At 71.9% G+C, this 17,507-nt stretch carries 14 protein-coding genes; 4 read left to right on the forward strand and 10 right to left on the reverse strand.

Translation table 11 applies throughout. The annotated features are described in order from the left end of the window. The first annotated feature begins 16 nt into the window (after nucleotides 1-16). On the forward strand, nucleotides 17-622 hold the full coding sequence (locus ACZ60J_RS34885; protein WP_469688192.1) for a TetR/AcrR family transcriptional regulator: 606 nt from the start codon (nucleotides 17-19) through the stop codon (nucleotides 620-622). 7 nt (nucleotides 623-629) lie between these two features. Here ACZ60J_RS34885 and ACZ60J_RS34890 read toward each other — a convergent pair whose 3' ends face one another. The 3 genes from ACZ60J_RS34890 to ACZ60J_RS34900 all read right to left on the reverse strand — a co-directional run bounded on the left by ACZ60J_RS34890 (nucleotide 630) and on the right by ACZ60J_RS34900 (nucleotide 4,024). Continuing rightward, a complete protein-coding gene (locus ACZ60J_RS34890; protein WP_469688193.1) occupies nucleotides 630-1,532 on the reverse strand; it encodes a formylglycine-generating enzyme family protein in 903 nt (300 codons plus the stop codon). Between the two features lie 6 nt (nucleotides 1,533-1,538). Further along, the gene (locus ACZ60J_RS34895; RefSeq protein WP_469688194.1) at nucleotides 1,539-2,939 is read right to left on the reverse strand and encodes a sulfatase family protein; all 1,401 of its coding nucleotides are present in this window, start codon (nucleotides 2,937-2,939) and stop codon (nucleotides 1,539-1,541) included. Between the two features lie 125 nt (nucleotides 2,940-3,064). Beyond that, nucleotides 3,065-4,024, reverse strand: coding sequence for a LysR family transcriptional regulator (locus ACZ60J_RS34900; protein ID WP_469688195.1), 960 nt, complete (start codon nucleotides 4,022-4,024; stop codon nucleotides 3,065-3,067). 186 nt (nucleotides 4,025-4,210) lie between these two features. Here ACZ60J_RS34900 and ACZ60J_RS34905 point away from each other — a divergent pair, with 186 nt between their 5' ends. Together ACZ60J_RS34905 and ACZ60J_RS34910 are read left to right on the forward strand one after the other, a co-directional pair. Further along, on the forward strand, nucleotides 4,211-7,696 hold the full coding sequence (locus ACZ60J_RS34905; RefSeq protein WP_469688319.1) for a M28 family peptidase: 3,486 nt from the start codon (nucleotides 4,211-4,213) through the stop codon (nucleotides 7,694-7,696). A 95-nt stretch (nucleotides 7,697-7,791) separates the two neighbouring features. Continuing rightward, nucleotides 7,792-8,919 carry a PP2C family protein-serine/threonine phosphatase gene (locus ACZ60J_RS34910; RefSeq protein WP_469688196.1) on the forward strand — a complete coding sequence of 376 codons (1,128 nt, stop codon included), beginning with the start codon at nucleotides 7,792-7,794 and terminating at the stop codon, nucleotides 8,917-8,919. 36 nt (nucleotides 8,920-8,955) lie between these two features. Here ACZ60J_RS34910 and ACZ60J_RS34915 read toward each other — a convergent pair whose 3' ends face one another. The 7 genes from ACZ60J_RS34915 to ACZ60J_RS34945 form a co-directional block, all read right to left on the reverse strand. Beyond that, nucleotides 8,956-10,524 carry a hypothetical protein gene (locus ACZ60J_RS34915; RefSeq protein WP_469688197.1) on the reverse strand — a complete coding sequence of 523 codons (1,569 nt, stop codon included), beginning with the start codon at nucleotides 10,522-10,524 and terminating at the stop codon, nucleotides 8,956-8,958. A gap of 155 nt (nucleotides 10,525-10,679) precedes the next feature. Next, the gene (locus ACZ60J_RS34920) at nucleotides 10,680-10,874 is read right to left on the reverse strand and encodes a hypothetical protein (protein WP_250740152.1); all 195 of its coding nucleotides are present in this window, start codon (nucleotides 10,872-10,874) and stop codon (nucleotides 10,680-10,682) included. A 100-nt stretch (nucleotides 10,875-10,974) separates the two neighbouring features. After that, nucleotides 10,975-11,634, reverse strand: a complete 660-nt coding sequence (locus ACZ60J_RS34925) for an ABC transporter ATP-binding protein (RefSeq protein WP_469688198.1) — start codon at nucleotides 11,632-11,634, stop codon at nucleotides 10,975-10,977. Then, nucleotides 11,627-12,529 (reverse strand): ABC transporter ATP-binding protein, encoded by a 903-nt coding sequence (locus ACZ60J_RS34930; protein WP_469688320.1) that lies wholly within the window; start codon nucleotides 12,527-12,529, stop codon nucleotides 11,627-11,629. The genes ACZ60J_RS34925 and ACZ60J_RS34930 overlap by 8 nt, the downstream gene beginning before the upstream one ends. Before the next feature lie 100 nt (nucleotides 12,530-12,629). Beyond that, nucleotides 12,630-13,562 (reverse strand): ABC transporter permease, encoded by a 933-nt coding sequence (locus ACZ60J_RS34935; RefSeq protein WP_469688199.1) that lies wholly within the window; start codon nucleotides 13,560-13,562, stop codon nucleotides 12,630-12,632. Further along, a complete protein-coding gene (locus tag ACZ60J_RS34940; RefSeq protein ID WP_469688200.1) occupies nucleotides 13,555-14,520 on the reverse strand; it encodes an ABC transporter permease in 966 nt (321 codons plus the stop codon). Before ACZ60J_RS34940 ends, ACZ60J_RS34935 begins: the two co-directional genes overlap by 8 nt. A gap of 38 nt (nucleotides 14,521-14,558) precedes the next feature. After that, nucleotides 14,559-16,160 carry an ABC transporter substrate-binding protein gene (locus tag ACZ60J_RS34945; RefSeq protein ID WP_469688201.1) on the reverse strand — a complete coding sequence of 534 codons (1,602 nt, stop codon included), beginning with the start codon at nucleotides 16,158-16,160 and terminating at the stop codon, nucleotides 14,559-14,561. Between the two features lie 247 nt (nucleotides 16,161-16,407). On the opposite strand from ACZ60J_RS34945, the gene ACZ60J_RS34950 reads away from it, so the two are divergent. Next, on the forward strand, nucleotides 16,408-17,424 hold the full coding sequence (locus ACZ60J_RS34950; RefSeq protein WP_469688202.1) for a fibronectin type III domain-containing protein: 1,017 nt from the start codon (nucleotides 16,408-16,410) through the stop codon (nucleotides 17,422-17,424). The last annotated feature ends 83 nt before the right edge of the window (nucleotides 17,425-17,507 follow it).

The following is a 17,507-nucleotide window of genomic DNA, read 5'->3' on the forward strand; positions in this document are numbered from 1 at the left end:
GAAGGGGAACCCGTACATGGCACGGATGCCGTTGACCGACCGGCGCAGGCAGCTGACGGAGGCGGCGATCCGTGCGATGACCCGCGACGGGGTGTCCAGGACCACGACCCGGTCCATCGCCGCCGAGGCGGGCGTCTCCCTGAGCGTCTTCCACTACTGCTTCGACTCCAAGCAGGCGCTGCTGGAGTCGGTCATCGAGACCATCACGGCGCACTACGTCACCCTCGTGAAGGCCGCGATCCTGCCGAGGCCGACGCTGCGGGAGACCGTCCGGGCCGGCTTCCAGGCGTACTGGGACCATGTGCAGGCGAGCCCGGGGGCGCACCTGCTCACCTACGAGCTCACCCAGTACGCGCTGCGCCAGCCGGAGTTCGGGCACCTGGCGCGCAAGCAGTACGAGTCCTACTGCGAGGCGTACACCCTGCTCCTCGAGGAGCTGCGCCTGATCCATCCGTTCGAGCTCCGCGTGCCGGTGACCGTGCTGTCCAGCTATCTGGCGGCCATGACGGACGGGGTGACCCTCAACTTCCTGGTCCTCGGCGACGAGAAGGCCGCCGCCGAGATCCTGGACATGGTCACCGATCACGTGGCGGGTCTCGCCATCGAGGTACCGCGCCCCTGACCGGCCCTCAGGCGGCCACCCGGAAGCCGATGTTGGACGTGGAGCTGTCGGGGGTGTTGGAACTGCGGGCCGCGACCCGGTAGCGGTTGCAGTACGAGTCGTGGCAGAGGAAGGAACCGCCGCGCATCGTGCGGGACTCGTGGCCGGGTGCGAAGGGGTCCTCGCACCATTCCCACACGTTGCCCACGGCGTTGTAGAGCCCGTGGCCGTTGGGGCGGTACGACTTGACCGGGACGGTGCCGAGGCGGGGGCCGGTGTGGGTGGCGGGGAAGTCGCCCTGCCAGATGTTGAGCAGCGTGCGTCCGCCCGGGGCGAGTTCGTCGCCCCAGGGGTAGCGGCGCTGCTCCAGGCCGCCGCGGGCCGCGTACTCCCATTCGGCCTCGCTGGGCAGCCGGGTTCCGGACCAGGAGCAGTACGCCCGGGCGTCGTTCCACGAGACGTGGACGACGGGGTGGTTCTGCCGGGTCGTGACGGACGATCCGGGTCCCTCGGGGTGCTTCCAGCTCGCTCCGGACACCGCCCGCCACCAGGGGACCCCGGCCACGGGCGGTGCGGTGGCGGCGAGTTCCTGCCCGAGCAGCCCGGCGAAGACGAAGGAGAACCCGAACTCCTCCGCCTCCGTCACGTGTCCGGTGGCCTTGACGAACGTGGCGTACTGGGCGTTGGTCACGGTCGTCGGTGCGATCCTGAAGGGATCCACCACCACCTTCCGGACCGGGCCCTCGCCGTCGGCCGGGAACCCGTCCGCATCCTCCGTGCCCATCAGGAAGCGCCCCCCGGGCAGGTCGAGCAGACCGCGTACGGCCCGGGGCGCGGCGCGTACGGGGGCGGCGAGCAGGGTGACGGCGCCGTGCGGGGAGCCGTGCCCCGGGGTGCAGCAGGAGGGGATCGAGAGGGGCGCAGAGGACACGGCGGCCTAGCCGACCCGGTCGGCGGCGAGCTGGGCGGCCAGGGCGGGGATGCCCAGGGCGCGTTCCTGCGCCGGGGTGGCCTGGTACAGCTTGTTGACCAGCTGGTGCGGGTCGGCGGCGAGGTCGTAGTACTCCCGGAAGGTGACCTCTCCGGTGCCGGACACGGTGCCGTTGGCGTCGGTGTGCAGCTTGTAGTACTCCACGTACTGCTTGTCCTTGGCCACGTAGGAGGACCAGGTCCGGTGGTCGGGGGCGGTCCCCTGCTTCCACCATTCGACGAGCAGGTGGTCGCGGCTGTACGAGCTCAGCAGCGACCGGCCGTCCTGCGGGGTGTTCGGGGTGATCCCGGCGGCGTCGAGGATGGTGGGCGCGATGTCGATGTTGGCGACGATGCGGTCGTCCACCGTGCCGGCGCCGAGGCCTCCGGCGGGCCAGGAGAGGTAGAACGGCACCTCGTGGGCGGGGCTGTAGGGCACCGACTTCGCGGTCCACCCGTGGTCGGCCCAGCCGAAGCCGTTGTCGCCGATGTAGATCACGAGGGTGTTGTCGAGCTGCCCGGTGGCCGTCAGCTTGTCCTTGAAGGCCTGGACGGCGTCGTCGACCGAGAGGAGCACCCGCAGTTGCTCCGCGCGGATGCGCTTGCCGTCCTCCAGGGTGCCGGTGGCGTCCTGGATGTAGGGCGGCTTGTCGCTGCGGTCGGTCTCGGTGACGGAGGGGCGGCCGTTCCACGCGGGCACGGGGGTGCCCGCGTACTTGGCCTCGGGCGTACGGGGGCCGTGCGAGGCGTACGGGGTGACGTAGGCGAACCAGGGGCGGGTGTCGGTGGCCGCCTTGTCCAGGAAGCTCAGCGTCCGGTTCTTGATGATGTTCGTGGTGTAGCCGTTGATCGTCTGGACCGCCCCGTTGACGTTCCACTTCGCGTCGACGTATCCGGGCTGGAGCAGCGCGAAATCCTCGAAATGCGGGGGCGCGTCGGCGATGTTCCAGGAATTGAGGTATTTACCGAAGAGGCCCGTGCGATATCCGGCCTGCTTCAGATAGCGCTGGACGGTGGTGTTCTGGTCCAGGGCGGCGGAGGCGGCGTTGTTGCGGACCCCGTGGTTGTGGGCGTGGCGGCCTGAGAAGACCGAGGAGCGGGAGGGCGCGCACAGCGGGGTGGTGACGTGGCCGTGGCTGAACTTCACACCCTGGCCGGCGAGCCAGCCGATGGTCTTCTGGAGGGCCCAGTCGGTCTGCTTGGGCTGGTCGTCGGTGACGATCAGGAGGATGTTCGGGCGGGTCGCGGAAGCCGCTCCTGGGGCCGCCGCCGCCTGGCCGATCGCGGGCACGGTGGCGGCGGCCGCCGCCGCTGCCGTGCCGGCGAGGAATCCTCTCCGACTGACGTGCGCACGGGCTCTCTTGCTCATGGGTATTTCCTCCTGCTCTCCGAAGGGGGGTACCTCTGCATCGCGAAATGACGTGGCGGCCACTGCCATGCGCAGAGCGTAGAGCGGGGGGAATGCGCATTCCATGTACGGAGTGTGAAATGACGTCAGTCCATGGCCGGGTGGGCTTCCGGATGCTCGTCCCACCAGGCCCGGTGGAAGGCGTTGTTGTCCACATTGGCCAGATACGCGTAGGCGGCCGACCGGTAGAAGAGTTCCGCCTGGCGGGCCGAGACCGTCGAGCGGTTCCAGGCCAGCCGGATGCGCCCGGTGACGGGGGCTCCGATCAGCGGGCGCATCACCGTGCCCGCCACGGCGGGTGCGGTGGGCTGACTGAGGGAGACGGCCCGGCCCGCGGAGATCAGGTCGTACTGCATCATGCGGTCGGTGATCCGGTAGCGCAGCGCGGGGACGAAGCCGGCCTTCGCGCAGGCCTCGACCAGCGCCTCGGGCCCGCCGTCGTCGTCCTCGACCAGGGTCATCCACTGCTCGTCGGCGAGGTCCGCGAGATCGAGGGCCTCCAGCCGGGCCAGCGGGTGCCGGGCCGACATGCGGATGCAGAAGGGTTCCTTGGGGATCAGGGTGCGGGCCGTCACTCCCGCGGGCAGCGGCACCTCGTGGTCGTTCACCTCTCCGTACACGATGACGTCGTAGCGGCCCGCGCCGAGCATCCGCACCAGGGCGGTCACCGAGTCCTCCAGGTCGACGGTGATCTCCCGGCCCGCCAGGGCCAGGTCCTGCCGGGCGATCAGGCCGTCGATCAGCACCAGCAGGATGCAGCCCAGGCGCAGCGGGGCGTCGGTGGTCCGGGCCCGCGTCTCCGCGCCGAGGGCGTCCATCTCGCTGAGCACGCGGCGCGCCTTGGCCAGGACGAACTGGCCGAGCGGGGTCGGTTCCACCCCGAGGCGGCCGCGGACGAAGAGTTCGCCGCCGGTGACCCGCTCGATCCGGCGCAGCTGGGCGGAGAGCGCCGGCTGGGAGACCCCGAGGACCCGCGCCGCGCCCCCCAGGCTTCCGGTCTCCGCTATCTGGCAGACGGCTTGCAGATGTCTCAACTCCAGCTGCATCCCGGCAGCTTACGCAGCGTCATCCGCCGGCACCATAACGCCGGTCTTATGTCGGCAGAGATGTCCCGATGTCGTCATGGACACGCCCATACTCGGCCGCGAACAGCCAGACCGCCTTTCTCAGCTCTCCCCTCCCCGCACCACCCCCCACACGATCGGAGTGGACTCTTGCAGCCCACCAGATGGATGGCCGCCGTCGCGGCCATGGTGCTGACCACGGGCCTCGCCGGCACGCTGGCCACCACCGCCACCGCCGCGCAGAACGCGGATCCCCTGCCGCCCACCGCCGCCGAACGGGCCGTCGCCGCGGCCGACGCGGCCGTGCGCAGCGGGCTCGACAGCCTGGTCAACTCCCCGCAGCAGCAGTACGACCGGCGCCTGGTCACCCCCTGGGTGAAGGACCTCTTCTCCGTCGCCTACGAGCGCAGCTACCGCGGCCTGCCGGTCGTCGGCGGCGACGCGGTCGTCCTCGCCGACGGCCAGGGCCGGGTCCGCGCCCTCCAGTCGGCCTCGGCGACCGTGATCGACGTGTCCACCACCGCGTCGGTCTCGGCGCAGGCCGCCGAGACGGTCTCGCGCACCGAGCAGCTCAAGACCGACAAGGTGGAGAGCCGCCGGCTCGTCGTCAAGCTGAAGGACGACAAGGCGGCGCTGGCCTGGGAGACCGTCCTGGTCGGGCGGACCGCCAAGGCGCCGAGCAGGCTCCACGTGTTCGTGGACGCCCGCACCGGCAAGGTGCTCGACCGCTTCGACGAGGTGGTCGCGGGCAGCGGCAACAGCAAGTGGAACGGGCCGAACCCGCTGACCATCGACACCACGGCCTCGGGGAGCACGTACTCCCTGCGCGACCCGAACCGGACCGGGCTGAGCTGCGCCGACTACAGCTCCGGCACGGTCTTCTCGAAGTCCTCCGACTCCTGGGGCACGGGCAACCCGACCTCCAAGGAGACCGGCTGCACCGACCTGATGTTCGCGGCGCAGAAGCAGTGGGACATGCTGAGCCAGTGGCTCGGCCGCAACGGCGTCAGCGGCAACGGCCGCAGCTTCCCGGCCAAGGTCGGCCTGAACGACGTGAACGCGTACTGGGACGGCAGCTCGGTCAGCATCGGCCACAACAACGCCAACGAGTGGATCGCCAGCATCGACGTGGTGGCCCACGAATACGGGCACGCCATCGACTCCAACACCCCCGGCGGCACCAGCGGCCAGGAGTCCGGGCTCGGCGAGGCCACCGGTGACATCTTCGGCGCACTGACCGAGGCCTTCGCCAACGAGCCGTCCCCGTACGACACTCCGGACTACCTCGTCGGCGAGACGATCAACCTCGTGGGCAGCGGTCCGATCCGCAACATGTACAACCCGGCGGCCGTCAACAACGACCCGTCCTGCTACAGCTCCGCGATACCGGGCACCGAGGTCCACGCGGCGGCCGGCCCGCTGAACCACTGGTTCTACCTGCTCGCCGAGGGCACCAGCCCGGGCGGCGGCAAGCCGAACAGCAGCACCTGCAACCAGTCCACGCTGACCGGGGTGGGCATCCAGAACGCCGGCAAGATCTTCTACGGCGGCATGCTGCTCAAGACCTCCAGCATGTCCTACAAGAAGTACCGGACGGCGACGCTGAGTTCCGCCAAGTCGCTGGACACCACCTGCAACCTGTTCAACAAGACCAAGGCCGCCTGGGACGCCATCAGCGTGCCCGCGCAGAGCGCCGACCCGACGTGCACCCCGAGCGGCCAGGAGAGCGACTTCTCGCTGGCGCTGAACCCGTCCTCGGGCACCGTCCAGCAGGGCGCTTCGACCACCACCACGGTCGCCACCGCCATCTCCACGGGCACCGCCCAGCAGGTGACCCTCACCGCGTCGGGCCTCCCGGCCGGCGTCACCGCGTCCTTCAGCCCGGCCACCGTGCAGTCCGGCCAGTCCTCGACGCTGACACTGACCGCCTCCTCCAGCGCGGCTCCGGGTTCCTCGACCGTCGTGGTGAAGGGCCAGGGCACCAGCCTCTCGCACACCGTCGACTACGCGCTCACCGTCGGCGGCACCACGCCGAACCCCGGCGCGCCGAACATCGACGTGGCCGCCGTCCAGGCGCACCTCGCCCAGTTCGGCACGATCGCCTCGCAGAACGGCGGCAACCGCCGTGCGGGCAGCGCCGGTTACACCCAGTCGCTGGCGTACGTGAAGGGCAAGCTGCAGGCCGCCGGCTACACGGTGACCGAGCAGAACTGCACCTCCTGCACCTACCCGTCGAACAACCTGATCGCCGACTGGCCCGGCGGCCCCGCCGACCAGACCATCATGTTCGGCTCGCACCTCGACGGCGTCTCGGCGGGCCCGGGCATCAACGACAACGGCTCCGGCTCCGCGACCCTGCTGGAGAACGCCCTCGTCCTCGCCCAGAAGAACCCCACCATGACGAAGCACGTCCGCTTCGCCTGGTGGACCGACGAGGAGCAGGGCCTCAACGGCTCGAGGTTCTACGTCAACCAGCTCACCAGCACCCAGAGGTCGGCCATCAAGGCCTACTACAACTTCGACATGGTCGGCTCGACCAACGGCGGCTACTTCATCAACAACGTCAACTCCACGGCGGCCGCCCCGCTCAAGGCCTACTGGACCTCCCTGAACCTCGCTCCCGAGGAGAACACCGAGGGCCAGGGCCGCAGTGACGACTACTCCTTCCAGCAGGGCGGGATCCCCACCTCCGGCTACGCGGCCGGCGCCAGCGCCCGCAAGACCTCGGCGCAGGCCTCGAAGTGGGGCGGCACCGCGAACGCGGCGTACGACCCCTGCTACCACTCCTCCTGCGACACGACGAACAACATCAACGCCACGGTCCTGGACCGCAGCGCGGACGGCGTGGCCTACACGATCTGGAACCAGGCCGTCGGCGGCACCACGCCCGGACCGGACTTCTCGATCAGCGCCTCCCCGGCCACCGGCAGCGCCGCCCAGGGCGGCACCGCCACCTCCACGATCAACACCGCGACCACCAGTGGAGCCGCCCAGACCGTCGCCCTGTCGGTGACCGGCGCCCCCGCCGGAACCACCGCCTCGCTGAGCCCCACCTCGGTCCAGTCGGGCAGTTCCTCGACGCTCACCGTCCAGGTCGGCGCGAGCACCGCGCCCGGCACCTACACCCTGACCGTCACCGGCGCGGGCTCGGTCAGCCACACCACCACCTACACCCTGACCGTCACCGGAACCGGTCCCTCCTGCACCCCGCGCCAGCTCATCGCGAACGGCGGGTTCGAGAGCGGCACCGCCCCGTGGACGACCACCTCGAACGTCATCACCAACCAGGCCGGCCAGACCCCGCACGGCGGCACCTACAAGGCCTGGCTCAACGGCTACGGCACGACCCGCACGGACAACGCCTCGCAGTCCGTGACCATCCCGACCGGCTGCTCCTCGTACCAGCTCGGTTTCTACCTGCACATCGACACGGCCGAGACCGAGAACACGGTCTACGACACCTTCACGGTCTCGGTGGGCGGCCAGACGCTGGCGAGCCTGTCCAACGTGAACGCGGCGGCCGGCTACCAGCTCAAGACGTACGACGTCTCCCGGTTCGCTGGCCAGACGGTCACCCTGAAGTTCCAGGGCCTGGAGGACGCCTCCCTGCAGACCTCCTTCGTCGTGGACGACGTCACCCTCCAGGTGAGCTGACGCCCGCGGCACCCTGAGCACCACCGGGCGGCACCCGCCCCGGCCCCACGGCCGGAGCGGGTGCCGCCCGGCCGTGTGCGGTGTATGCAGGAGGCATGGCCCCCTCAGCGCCGCACCCACGCACCAGCCGGTTCCGGGAATCGCGCGCGGTGCTGCTGGCGGTCCCGTTCCTGCTGATCGCCGCCGTCACGGTGGTGGACGTGCTGGCTCCGCCCGAGGTCCACCTGGGCCCCTTCCTGGTGGCCGCACCCGCCCTGACCGCTTCCTTCGCCGGGCCGCGCACGACCGGATGCGTCGGTGCCGCGGCGGTCCTCGCGCAGGTGGCGGTGGCGATCGCACGGACCTCCCTGACGGACCTCAACCACACCTTCCAGATCATCGCCCTCGTCCTGATCTCGGCCTTCGTCACCTTCTTCGCACACTTGCGCGAAGTACACGAGCGGCAGCTGACCCAGCTGCGCTCCGTGGCGGTCGCGGCGCAGCAGGTGGTCCTACGACCGCTGCGCGACCGGATGGGCCCGCTGCGGATCGCCTCCGTGTACCTGTCGGCGGAGGCCGAGGCCCAGATCGGCGGCGACCTGTACGCGGCCGCCCGCACCGCCGACGGCACCCGGCTGATCATCGGCGACGTCCGCGGCAAGGGGCTGGAGGCGGTCGGAGAGGCCTCGGTCGTCCTCGGCGCCTTCCGGGCCGCCGCCCACCTGGAGGCCGACCTGCCGGGGCTGGTGGGCTATCTGGAGGCCGCCGTGGCCGCCGACCCGGACCGGGGCTCGGACGGCCCCTCGGGCCCCGGACGGCCGGACGAGGGGTTCACCACCGCGGCCGTCCTCGACGTCCCCGACGGGGAGCCCTCGCTGCGGGTGGTCAGCTGCGGACACCCGCCGCCGCTCCTGCTGCGCGCGGGCCGCGTCGTCCCCCTCCAGGTGGACCATCCGGCTCCGCCGCTGGGACTGTCCGAATTCGTGGACACCGGCTTCACCCCGCAGACCTTCTCCTTCGAGCCCGGGGACGTGGTCCTGCTGTACACGGACGGAGTCATCGAGGCCCGCGACGCGTCGGGGGCCTTCTACCCCCTGCCGGAGCGGGCCGCCGACTGGCCCGGAGACGGTCCCGAGGCCCTCCTGCGCCACCTGTGCGCTGACCTCCTCGCCCACACGCCGGACGGCCTCCTGGGCGACGACGCGGCGATGGTGGCCATCGAGCGCGTCGGCCGGCTGCCCTGAGCGGGGCCCGTCGGGTGGACGGGCCCCCTCGGGGGCTCAGCCGCCGTCGCGGACCGCGACGATGCCGTTGAAGACGCCGACGTAGGCCGTCCCGTCGGGGCCCAGCGTGATCGGGGCCCAGTTGTTGTCGTACAGCGGGCCGGTGCCCGTCAGCCGGCGCCAGCGGCGCTCACCGGTGCGGAAGTCGACGGCCGTGAGGTACCAGGCGTCGATCCCCCAGATGTTCGGCTCCTTCTCGTAGAAGTAGAGCAGCCCGTTCGCGGTGGAGAGCTTGGGGACCACGGAGGGCGCGCGGATCGCGCTCTGCCAGACCGTGTCGCAGCCGCTGCCGTCGGCGCGGACGTCGATGCGGCTGACGCCGCCGACGACCGACTTGCCGAGGACCAGCGACGTGACGTTCTCGTAGCCGTAGTTGTTCTCGACGACGATGCTGTTGCCCCAGGTGATCAGGGAGTTGTCGGTGGTCGAGGCACCGGATCCGAAGACCGGGACCTTGCAGACCAGCCGCTGCCCCTCGGGCACGTTCAGGCCCCGCTTGAAGACCAGCACGTTCATCCGGTCGTCGGCGTTGTCGGTGATGGCGACGTAGCCGTTGCCGAAGAGGTCCGGGGTGGTGCCCGAGCCCTGGTTGACCGAGCCGGGCTTGGTTCCCGTACCGCGGTCGTAGGTCTGGCGCCACTGCACGACGGGGGTGCCGTCGGCGGCGGCGGTGAAGCTGTAGAGCGCGTGGTCGGTGACGATGGAGACGCCGTCCTCGCCGACCGAGAAGGAGTTCTGGATCTCCTCGCCCGGCAGCCGGATCGAGCGGATCACCGAGGTCTCCGGGTCCACGGTGCCGACGCGGCCCTGGCGGGTGACCCACCAGATGCGGCCGTCCCAGTCGGGCATCACCGAGGTGACCGGGTCACAGGTGCCGGTGGGCCACAGGTTGGTCCAGTCGACGCAGTCGTGCGGGACCTGGCCGGTGAGGTCCCAGTCGTCGTCGACCTCGAACGCCCAGGACCCGTCCGGCTTCTGTACGTGCGAGAGCCTCAGGACGTGCTGGCGGGAGTCGGCCAGCACCGCCCGGTCCTGGTTGTCCAGGTAGAAGTAGGCGCCGCCCGAGGTGTCCTTGAAGATCTTCGAGAAGTCGAGCGAGGTGATCGCCTGGACCGTCGAGGAACGCTGCGGAAGCTGGTACTCCGCGAGCGTGGCGAGCGTACGGGGCTCCAGCAGTTTGACCTTGAACCCGCCGAAGGTGCCGCACACCGTGACCAGCCGGCCGCCCGAGTCGAAGGTGGCGGTGGCGCATTCGCCGCCGAGGGCGGCGATCTTCTCGCTGGTCACCTTCGGGTTCTTGCCGAGCGGTCCCGACCAGGGCGAGGTGGCGCTGCCCGACGCGTCGGAGTGCATGCCGCTGCGGCCGTTGGGCGCGAGGAAGGGGTGCTGCGGCGGGGCTTCGCCCGGCAGCGGCGCGGCGGTGGCCGGGGCGCCCTCGTAGTGGCTGACCAGGCGGTGGCCCGGGGCCAGGGGTATCTCCCCCGCGGCGGCCGGCGCCACCCCGTACAGCACCGCGCATGCGGCGAGCGCGGGTATCACGGCGCAGTTCAGCGCTCTTCGGAACATCCGGTCTTCCTCCTTGTTCCTCAGCCCTGTTGACATTGCGTATGACGTCGCGCCGCGGCCAGACGCTAGATCGCACGGGGGGAAGAGTCCATGGAAGGACCGGATGATTCACGAACGCGCAACAGTCGATCACCGCACGGCATGGTCGGGTCAGGTCAGGGCTTGAGGCCGCCGACCACGTTCGCCGTGGCCGAGACCCCGTTGTGGATGGTCTGCGCGAGGCTGCTGCTCGCGAGGTAGAAGCCGAGCAGGACGCAGACGAGCGCGTGCGACAGCTTGAGGCCGCCACCGCGCAGGAAGATCCACGCGAGGACGAGGAGCAGGACGAGGACGGAGAGGGAGATCACCATCGGAACACCTCCTTGAGCGCCGCCATCGTGGCGCAGCAGGAGGGCCCTTCGGGCGAAACTCGTGTCCGCCAAAAGGGTGTTGACGGTCCGTGACCGGAGCTCAGTCCTTGACGATCTCGTCCCAGTGCACCGTTCGACCGCACCAGCGCCCGAGCAGCACGGCGTCGTGCCCCACCGCCAGCAGCCCCGCGCCGGACTCCGCCCGGTACTCCTCCACTACGCCGACCAGCGCGGCGGTGGTCGACGCGTCGAGCATGGCGGTCATCTCGTCGCACACCAGCCAGCGCGGTCGCAGCACCAAGGCCCGTGCCACGCAGGCCCGTTGCAGCTGGCCGTCGCTGACCTCGTGGGGGCGCCGGCCGAGCAGGTCCGCGCCCAGGCCGACCCGGTCCGCCAGCGCGGGGACGGTGGCGTCGATCTCGCCGCGCCGTCCGGTCGCCCGGAGCGGTTCGGCGACGAGGTCGCGCAGCGTGAGCCGGGGGTCCGCCGCCAGTCGGGGCTGCTGGAACACCATGCCGACCGAGGTGCGCAGGGCGCGCGGCGCGCGGTGCCGGAAGCCGGCCACGGCGCGGCCGTCGAAGGCCACGGTCCCCCGGTCGGGGCGGTGCAGCAGTGCGGCGACCCGCGCCAGGGTGGACTTGCCGCAGCCGCTGGGGCCGAGCAGTCCGAGGGAGGCGCCGGGGGCGAGGCTCAGGTGGGCTCCGCGTACGACGGGGGTGCGGCGGTCGTAGCCGGCGGTGATGCCGGTGAGCTCAAGCATGGTGGCAGGCCACCCCTTCGGTGAGCGGGGGCAGTTCGGCCCGGCAGCGGGAGTCGGCGCGCGGACAGCGGGCGGCGAAGGCGCAGCCGGGCGGCAGCGCACCGAGTTCGGGCGGGGCACCCGGGACGGGGGTGAAGGCCCGCTCGGGGAGGGCGTCGAGGAGTCCGCGCGCGTAGGGGTGGCGGGGGCCCGGAGCGCCGAAGAAGGTTCCGGCGGGGGCCGTTTCCACGATGCGGCCCGCGTACATGACGGCCACGGTGTCGGCGATGCGGTGGGCGGCCGCGAGGTCGTGCGTGATCATCAGCAGCGCCCGGCCGGCCTCCCGGGTGTGGGCGCGCAGCTCGTCGACGGTGCGGTCGACGAGGTCCCGGTCGAGGCCGGTGGTCGGCTCGTCGGCGAGCAGCAGGGGTGCGTCGCCGATCAGCGCGAGTGCGGTGGCGGCGCGCTGGGCGAGCCCGCCCGAGAGTTCGTGGGGATGGCGGTCCAGGTGGGTGGCGGGGAAGGACGCCCGCCCGGCCGCCGCTTCGGCGGCTTCGCGCAGCTGCGCCCTGGACTTCCGTCGGGCGGCGCCGGTCAGTTCGCGGACCGTTTCCTCCAGGTGGGAGCGGATGGTGCGGACCGGGGTGAGGTGCGCGGCGGGGCTCTGCGGGACCAGGCCGACGCGGCGGCCCCGGACGGTACGGGCCAGGGTGCGCTCGTCGAGGGCGAGCAGGTCGGTGCCGTCGGCGAGCCGGGCCGCGCCGGCGGTCTCGGCGTTGCCGGGGAGCAGGCCGAGCAGGGCGGAGGCGAGGACGGACTTGCCGCAGCCGCTCTCGCCGACGAGGGCGAGGCATTCGCCGGGGGCCAGGGCGAGCGTGGCATCGGTGACGGCCGCGACGTACCGGCCGCCGCGCATGCGGAAGCGTACGGAGAGCCGGTCCAGGGCCAGGACGGGCGCGGCGGCCGGCGTCGGCTCCGGTTCCGGAGGGGTGGGGGTCTTCACGGGCTGGGCTCCTTCACAGGCTGAGCTCCGAGCGGCGCCGGGGGTTGAGGCGTTCGCGCCAGGCGCCCGCGAGGCCGGCGATGGCCAGGGTCGGGACGATCAGGAGGAGTCCGGGGAAGAGCGTGGGCCACCAGTCGCCGGCGAGCAGGGAGCCGCGTGCCGTCTGGACCAGGTTGCCCAGGCTCGCCTGGTGCGCCGGCAGGCCGAGGCCCAGGAAGGACAGGGCCGACTCGTGCCACATGGCGTGCGGGACCATCAGCACGGCGGCGAGCCCGGCCTGCGGCAGGACTCCGGGTACGAGGTGGCGTACGGCCACCCGCGTGCGGGAGGCTCCGCCCGAGACGGCCGCGTCCAGGTAGGGCCGCGAGCGCAGCGAGAGCACCTCGGCGCGGACGATGCGGGCCGTGGACAGCCAGTGGGTCAGCGCCACGGAGACGACCACCGGCCACACCCCCGGCCGGAACATCGCCACGATGAAGATGCCGAGCAGCAGGTGCGGGATCGAGGACAGGGCGTCCACCACGCGCATGAGGCACCGGTCGGGCCAGCCGCCGAGGGCTCCGGCGAGTGCGCCGACCGCCGTGCCGAGGACGGTGGCGACCAGCGCCGCCACCAGCCCGACCAGCAGCGAGACGCGCAGCCCGTAGATGCAGCGCAGCAGCAGGTCGCGTCCCACGTCGTCGGTGCCGAAGGGGTGGGCCCAGGAGGGCGGCAGCAGCTTTGCCGACAAGTCGACTGCCTGCTGGTCGAGTTGGACCAGCGGCGGCACGAGCAGCACCGCCAGCGCGATGAGGACGACGATCACCGCGGAGGTCCGCACCCGCAGGTTCCGGGTGGAGCTCCGGTCGCGGCCGTGGGACCGCCAGAGCTGCGCCCCGGTCGCCTCGGTCGCGCCCTTCTCGCCCGTCGCGCCCTTCGTGCCCGTCGTGTGAGTGGTGTCAGCCATCGAAGCCCACCCTCGGGTCCGCCAGTCCGTAGAGCAGGTCGGACAGCAGGTTTCCGGCGAGCACGGCCGCCGTGGCCAGCACCGTCAGCGCGGCCAGCAGCGGGAAGTCCACCGAGGTCGCGGCCTGCACGGTGGCCGCGGCGATGCCCGGCCAGCTGAAGACGGTCTCCACCAGGAGGGCGCCGGTGATCAGCTCGGGCACCCGGGATCCGATCAGGGTCAGCATCGGGAGCATGCCCGAGCGCAGCCCGTGGCCGAGCAGCACCCGCCGCTCCCCCAGGCCCCGCGCGCGGGCGCCGCGTACGGGATCCTCCTCCAGCGCGTCGGCCACGCCCTGCCGGACGTACAGGAAGAACCAGGGCAGTTGGGAGATGCCGAGGACCAGCGCGGGCAGCACCAGGTGGCGGGCCACCTGTCCGGCGGTGACCACGTCGCTCCCCGCGTCGGTGAGGCCGCCGGACGGCAGCACGCCCAGGCGCACCGAGAAGAACCAGACGGCGAGCAGGCCCAGCCAGAAGGCCGGGGCCGCTTCGAGGGTGTACGCCAGCCCGGAGACGGCCCGGTCCAGGCGCCCGCCCTGCCGCCGTGCGGCCAGGACGCCGAGTCCGGTGCCCAGCAGGACGGCGAAGGCGAAGGCGCACACCGCGAGCAGGGCCGACCAGCCGAGCCGCTCGGCGATGACGTCGGAGACGGGCTGGCGCATCACGGCGGAGGTGCCGAGGTCGCCGGTCAGCGCCGAGGTGAGCCACTCCCACCAGCGCGCGAGCAGGGGCTGGTCCACCCCGAGGTTGACCCGCAGCTGGTCGAGTTCGGCCTGGGAGGCGGTGAGCCCGGCGGTGCCGGCGTAGGCCTTGACGGGGTCGAAGGGCGACAGCGCGGCTACAGCGAAGACCCCGAAGGTCACGAGGAGCAGCACCGGCCCGGCGAACAGGGTGCGCCGCCCCGCCATCCGCGCCATCGGCCCCCACGGGAGTCGGTGGAGACGGTGGGGACGGCTCACTTCTGCTTCGGCTTCCAGGTCTCGAGGTTCCACCAGGGGCCGGTTCCGAGGCCGTGGTCGTGCGGCTCGACCTGGGTGGTGGGTCCGTCCCACTTGTCGGCCACGACGTAGAGGTGGTCGATGTGGGTGAGGTAGACGTAGCCCGGGTTCTTGACGAGCTCGCGCTGGACCGTGTCGTACGCGGCCTTGCGCACGGCCGGGTCCGCGCTGCGGCGGCCGTCGAGCAGCGCCGCGTCGACGGCGGGGTTGTCGTACCGGGCCATGTTGTTGAAGCCGTCGCCCGCGAGCGCGGAGTTCAGCGTCAGGTACTGGTCGAAGTCCGGGTCGGCCGGGGAGCCGCCGCCCGCGAGGACGGCGTCGGTCTTCATCCGGGGCTCGATGACCTCCCAGCTGCCGGACTCGGTGGTGACCTGGATGCCGGCCTTCTTGGCGTCGGAGGCGAAGGCGAGGGCGTGGTCCTGGCGGAGCTTGTCGCCGGAGGGGTACCAGAGCGGGAAGGCGGCGCGGACCCCGTCCTTGGCGCGGATGCCGTCGGAGCCGGGGATCCAGCCGGCGTCGTCGAGGATCTTCTTGGCGCTGGCGAGGTCGTACGGGCGCTCGGTGCCGGCGGTGAACCACGGGCTGCCGGTCGGGACCGGGCCGTAGGCGGCCTTGCCCGCGCCTTCCAGGAGCTTGCCGACCATCGTGTCCCGGTCCACGGCGATGTCCAGGGCCTGGCGCACGGCCGTGTCACCGGTGACGGGGTTCTGCGTCGGCAGGGTGACCTGGCGGTAGTCGTAGGTCTTGGCCGCGTAGGTCTTGAGCGCCTTGCCGGACGCGAATCCCTTGGCCAGGTTCGGCGGCAGGACGGCCCCGTCCAGCTCGCCGGAGCGCAGCCGGGTGGCGCGCACGTCGTCGTCCTTGATGACCGCCATGGTGAACTTCTTCACCGCGGGCTCGCCGCCCCAGTAGGCGGGGTTGGCCTTGAAGCTCAGCTTCTCGCCCTTGGACCAGGCGGTGAGCACGTACGGTCCGGTGCCGACGGGCTTGGTGGTGAACTCGCCGCTGTTGACGTCCTGTCCGCCCGCGAGGTGCTCGGGGGCGATGGGCAGGACGGTCCGCTCGGCAAAGGGGGCGTAGGGGTACTTCAGGGTGAAGACGACGGCGTCGTCGCCCCGCGCCGTGACGTCCGCGATCGCGTCGAGCTCGGACTTGGACGCGTTGTTCGTCTTCGCGTCGAGGATCGTCCTGTAGGTGAAGACGACGTCCTTGGAGCCGAAGGGCTGCCCGTCGCTGAACCGCACGCCCGGGCGGAGCGCGTAGGTGTACGTGAGCCCGTCCGCGGAGACCTCCGGGAGCGCGCGGGCCAGCGCGGGCTTCAGCTTCATGTCCGCGTCGCGGGCCAGCAGTCCGTCGAAGATCTTCGAGTTGCCGTCCTTGCCGTAGCCCAGCAGCGGGCTGAGGCTCTCGGGCTCGGTGGCTATGCCGACCACGGCGGAGTCGGCCGCCCCGGCGCCCGCCGCGGCACCTCCCCCGGGGTTCGAGCAGGCCGCCGCGCCCGTGACGATCACCGCGGCCGCGGTCGCCCCGGCCATTCCCCGTACGGTCCGGGCCTTCATCTGGTGCACTTCCTTCGTTATTGCAAAGAGCTCGCAATAATGCCAGACGGGGGCGGGGGAACACGAACCGGGCACCGTCGGCGGGAAGGGGCCGCGCAGGGGTCTTGCCCGGCCGCCGCGGAGCATGCCATATATGTCTAGACCTTTCCGGGGGACCGGGAGAACCCGCAGCGCCGGAAAGCCCTGAGTCCCGGAAGACCCGAAGCACCGGAAGACCCCGAAGCACCGGAAGAAGAGGGCGCCCGCCGTGCACGACCCCGCACCCAGCACCGCGCCGCACCCCCCGCACCCCTTCCGGCGGCCGTCCGTACGCGGAACGGCTCCCGCCCTCGGCCTGACCGTCGCCCTCGCCCTCGCGGCTGCGCTGTCGGGATGCGGAGCCTCCGACACCACACCCCCGTCCGCCCCCGCCGGACTCACGGCGCAGGCCGGCAGCGCCACCACCGTGCACGTCATGTGGCAGTCGCCCGCTCCCGCCGAGGGGGTGACCTCCTTCCTCGTCTACCAGGCGGACCGCCTGGTCCGGGAACTGCCCGCCGACAAGACGATGACGGACATCACCGGCCTGGCCCCGCAGACGGCCTACGCGTTCACGGTCCGCGCCCGGGACGCCGCGGGGAACACCTCCCCGGCGGGTACGGCGGCTTCGGCCACGACTCCCGCCGCCAAGGCCGAGGACCGGCTGCCCCCGACCGCCCCGCCCCGTACGGAGGGCCAGGCCCTCGGGCCCACCTCCGCCCGGCTGACCTGGGCCGCGGCCACCGACGACACGGGCGTCACCGGGTACGACGTCTACCAGGGCGACGCCCGCATCCACACGGTCGACCCCGGCGTCACCACGACGGTCCTGGAGGACCTCCGGCCCGACAGCGTGTACACCTTCACGGTCAAGGCCCGCGACGGTGCCGACAACTCCTCCCCCGCGGGCCCCGCCGCCGACGTGACCACCCCGCCCGGGCCGGGGCAGCGGACCGGCACCGCACCGGCCGATTTCACCGCGGCCGCCTCACCGGGCACGGTGACCCTCGCCTGGACCGCACCGGCGACCGGCCGGGAGACCAGCGAGTACGAGCTCTACGTCAACGGCCGCCCCACCACCGTCATCCAGTTCGGCGCCGGCGCCGTCCCGGCCGGGCGGGCGGAGCACCGCCTCACGGTCGCCGAACCGCCCGGAACCGTATGGACGGTGAAGCTCCGGGCGCGGCTCCCCGACGGCAGCTGGGGGGCCTTCTCCGCCGAGCGGCGGATCGTCCTGGCTTCGTGAATCCCGGGCGAAGGAGCAGGTCCCGACAACCAGTTCATACCGATCTGGCCCGAACGACACTACGAGGAAAGAAGATCGCGCAG

Source organism: Streptomyces sp. NPDC104226, from assembly GCF_055584085.1.

What these genes read in the sequence shown, in the direction of transcription:
- ACZ60J_RS34885 (WP_469688192.1), top strand. Translation starts at nt 17, where the DNA reads ATGGCACGGATGCCGTTGACCGACCGGCGCAGGCAGCTGACGGAGGCG.
- ACZ60J_RS34895 (WP_469688194.1), bottom strand. Translation starts at nt 2,939, where the DNA reads ATGAGCAAGAGAGCCCGTGCGCACGTCAGTCGGAGAGGATTCCTCGCC.
- ACZ60J_RS34900 (WP_469688195.1), bottom strand. Translation starts at nt 4,024, where the DNA reads ATGCAGCTGGAGTTGAGACATCTGCAAGCCGTCTGCCAGATAGCGGAG.
- ACZ60J_RS34905 (WP_469688319.1), top strand. Translation starts at nt 4,211, where the DNA reads ATGGCCGCCGTCGCGGCCATGGTGCTGACCACGGGCCTCGCCGGCACG.
- ACZ60J_RS34910 (WP_469688196.1), top strand. Translation starts at nt 7,792, where the DNA reads ATGGCCCCCTCAGCGCCGCACCCACGCACCAGCCGGTTCCGGGAATCG.
- ACZ60J_RS34915 (WP_469688197.1), bottom strand. Translation starts at nt 10,524, where the DNA reads ATGTTCCGAAGAGCGCTGAACTGCGCCGTGATACCCGCGCTCGCCGCA.
- ACZ60J_RS34920 (WP_250740152.1), bottom strand. Translation starts at nt 10,874, where the DNA reads ATGGTGATCTCCCTCTCCGTCCTCGTCCTGCTCCTCGTCCTCGCGTGG.
- ACZ60J_RS34925 (WP_469688198.1), bottom strand. Translation starts at nt 11,634, where the DNA reads ATGCTTGAGCTCACCGGCATCACCGCCGGCTACGACCGCCGCACCCCC.
- ACZ60J_RS34930 (WP_469688320.1), bottom strand. Translation starts at nt 12,529, where the DNA reads ATGCGCGGCGGCCGGTACGTCGCGGCCGTCACCGATGCCACGCTCGCC.
- ACZ60J_RS34935 (WP_469688199.1), bottom strand. Translation starts at nt 13,562, where the DNA reads ATGGCTGACACCACTCACACGACGGGCACGAAGGGCGCGACGGGCGAG.
- ACZ60J_RS34940 (WP_469688200.1), bottom strand. Translation starts at nt 14,520, where the DNA reads ATGGCGCGGATGGCGGGGCGGCGCACCCTGTTCGCCGGGCCGGTGCTG.
- ACZ60J_RS34945 (WP_469688201.1), bottom strand. Translation starts at nt 16,160, where the DNA reads ATGAAGGCCCGGACCGTACGGGGAATGGCCGGGGCGACCGCGGCCGCG.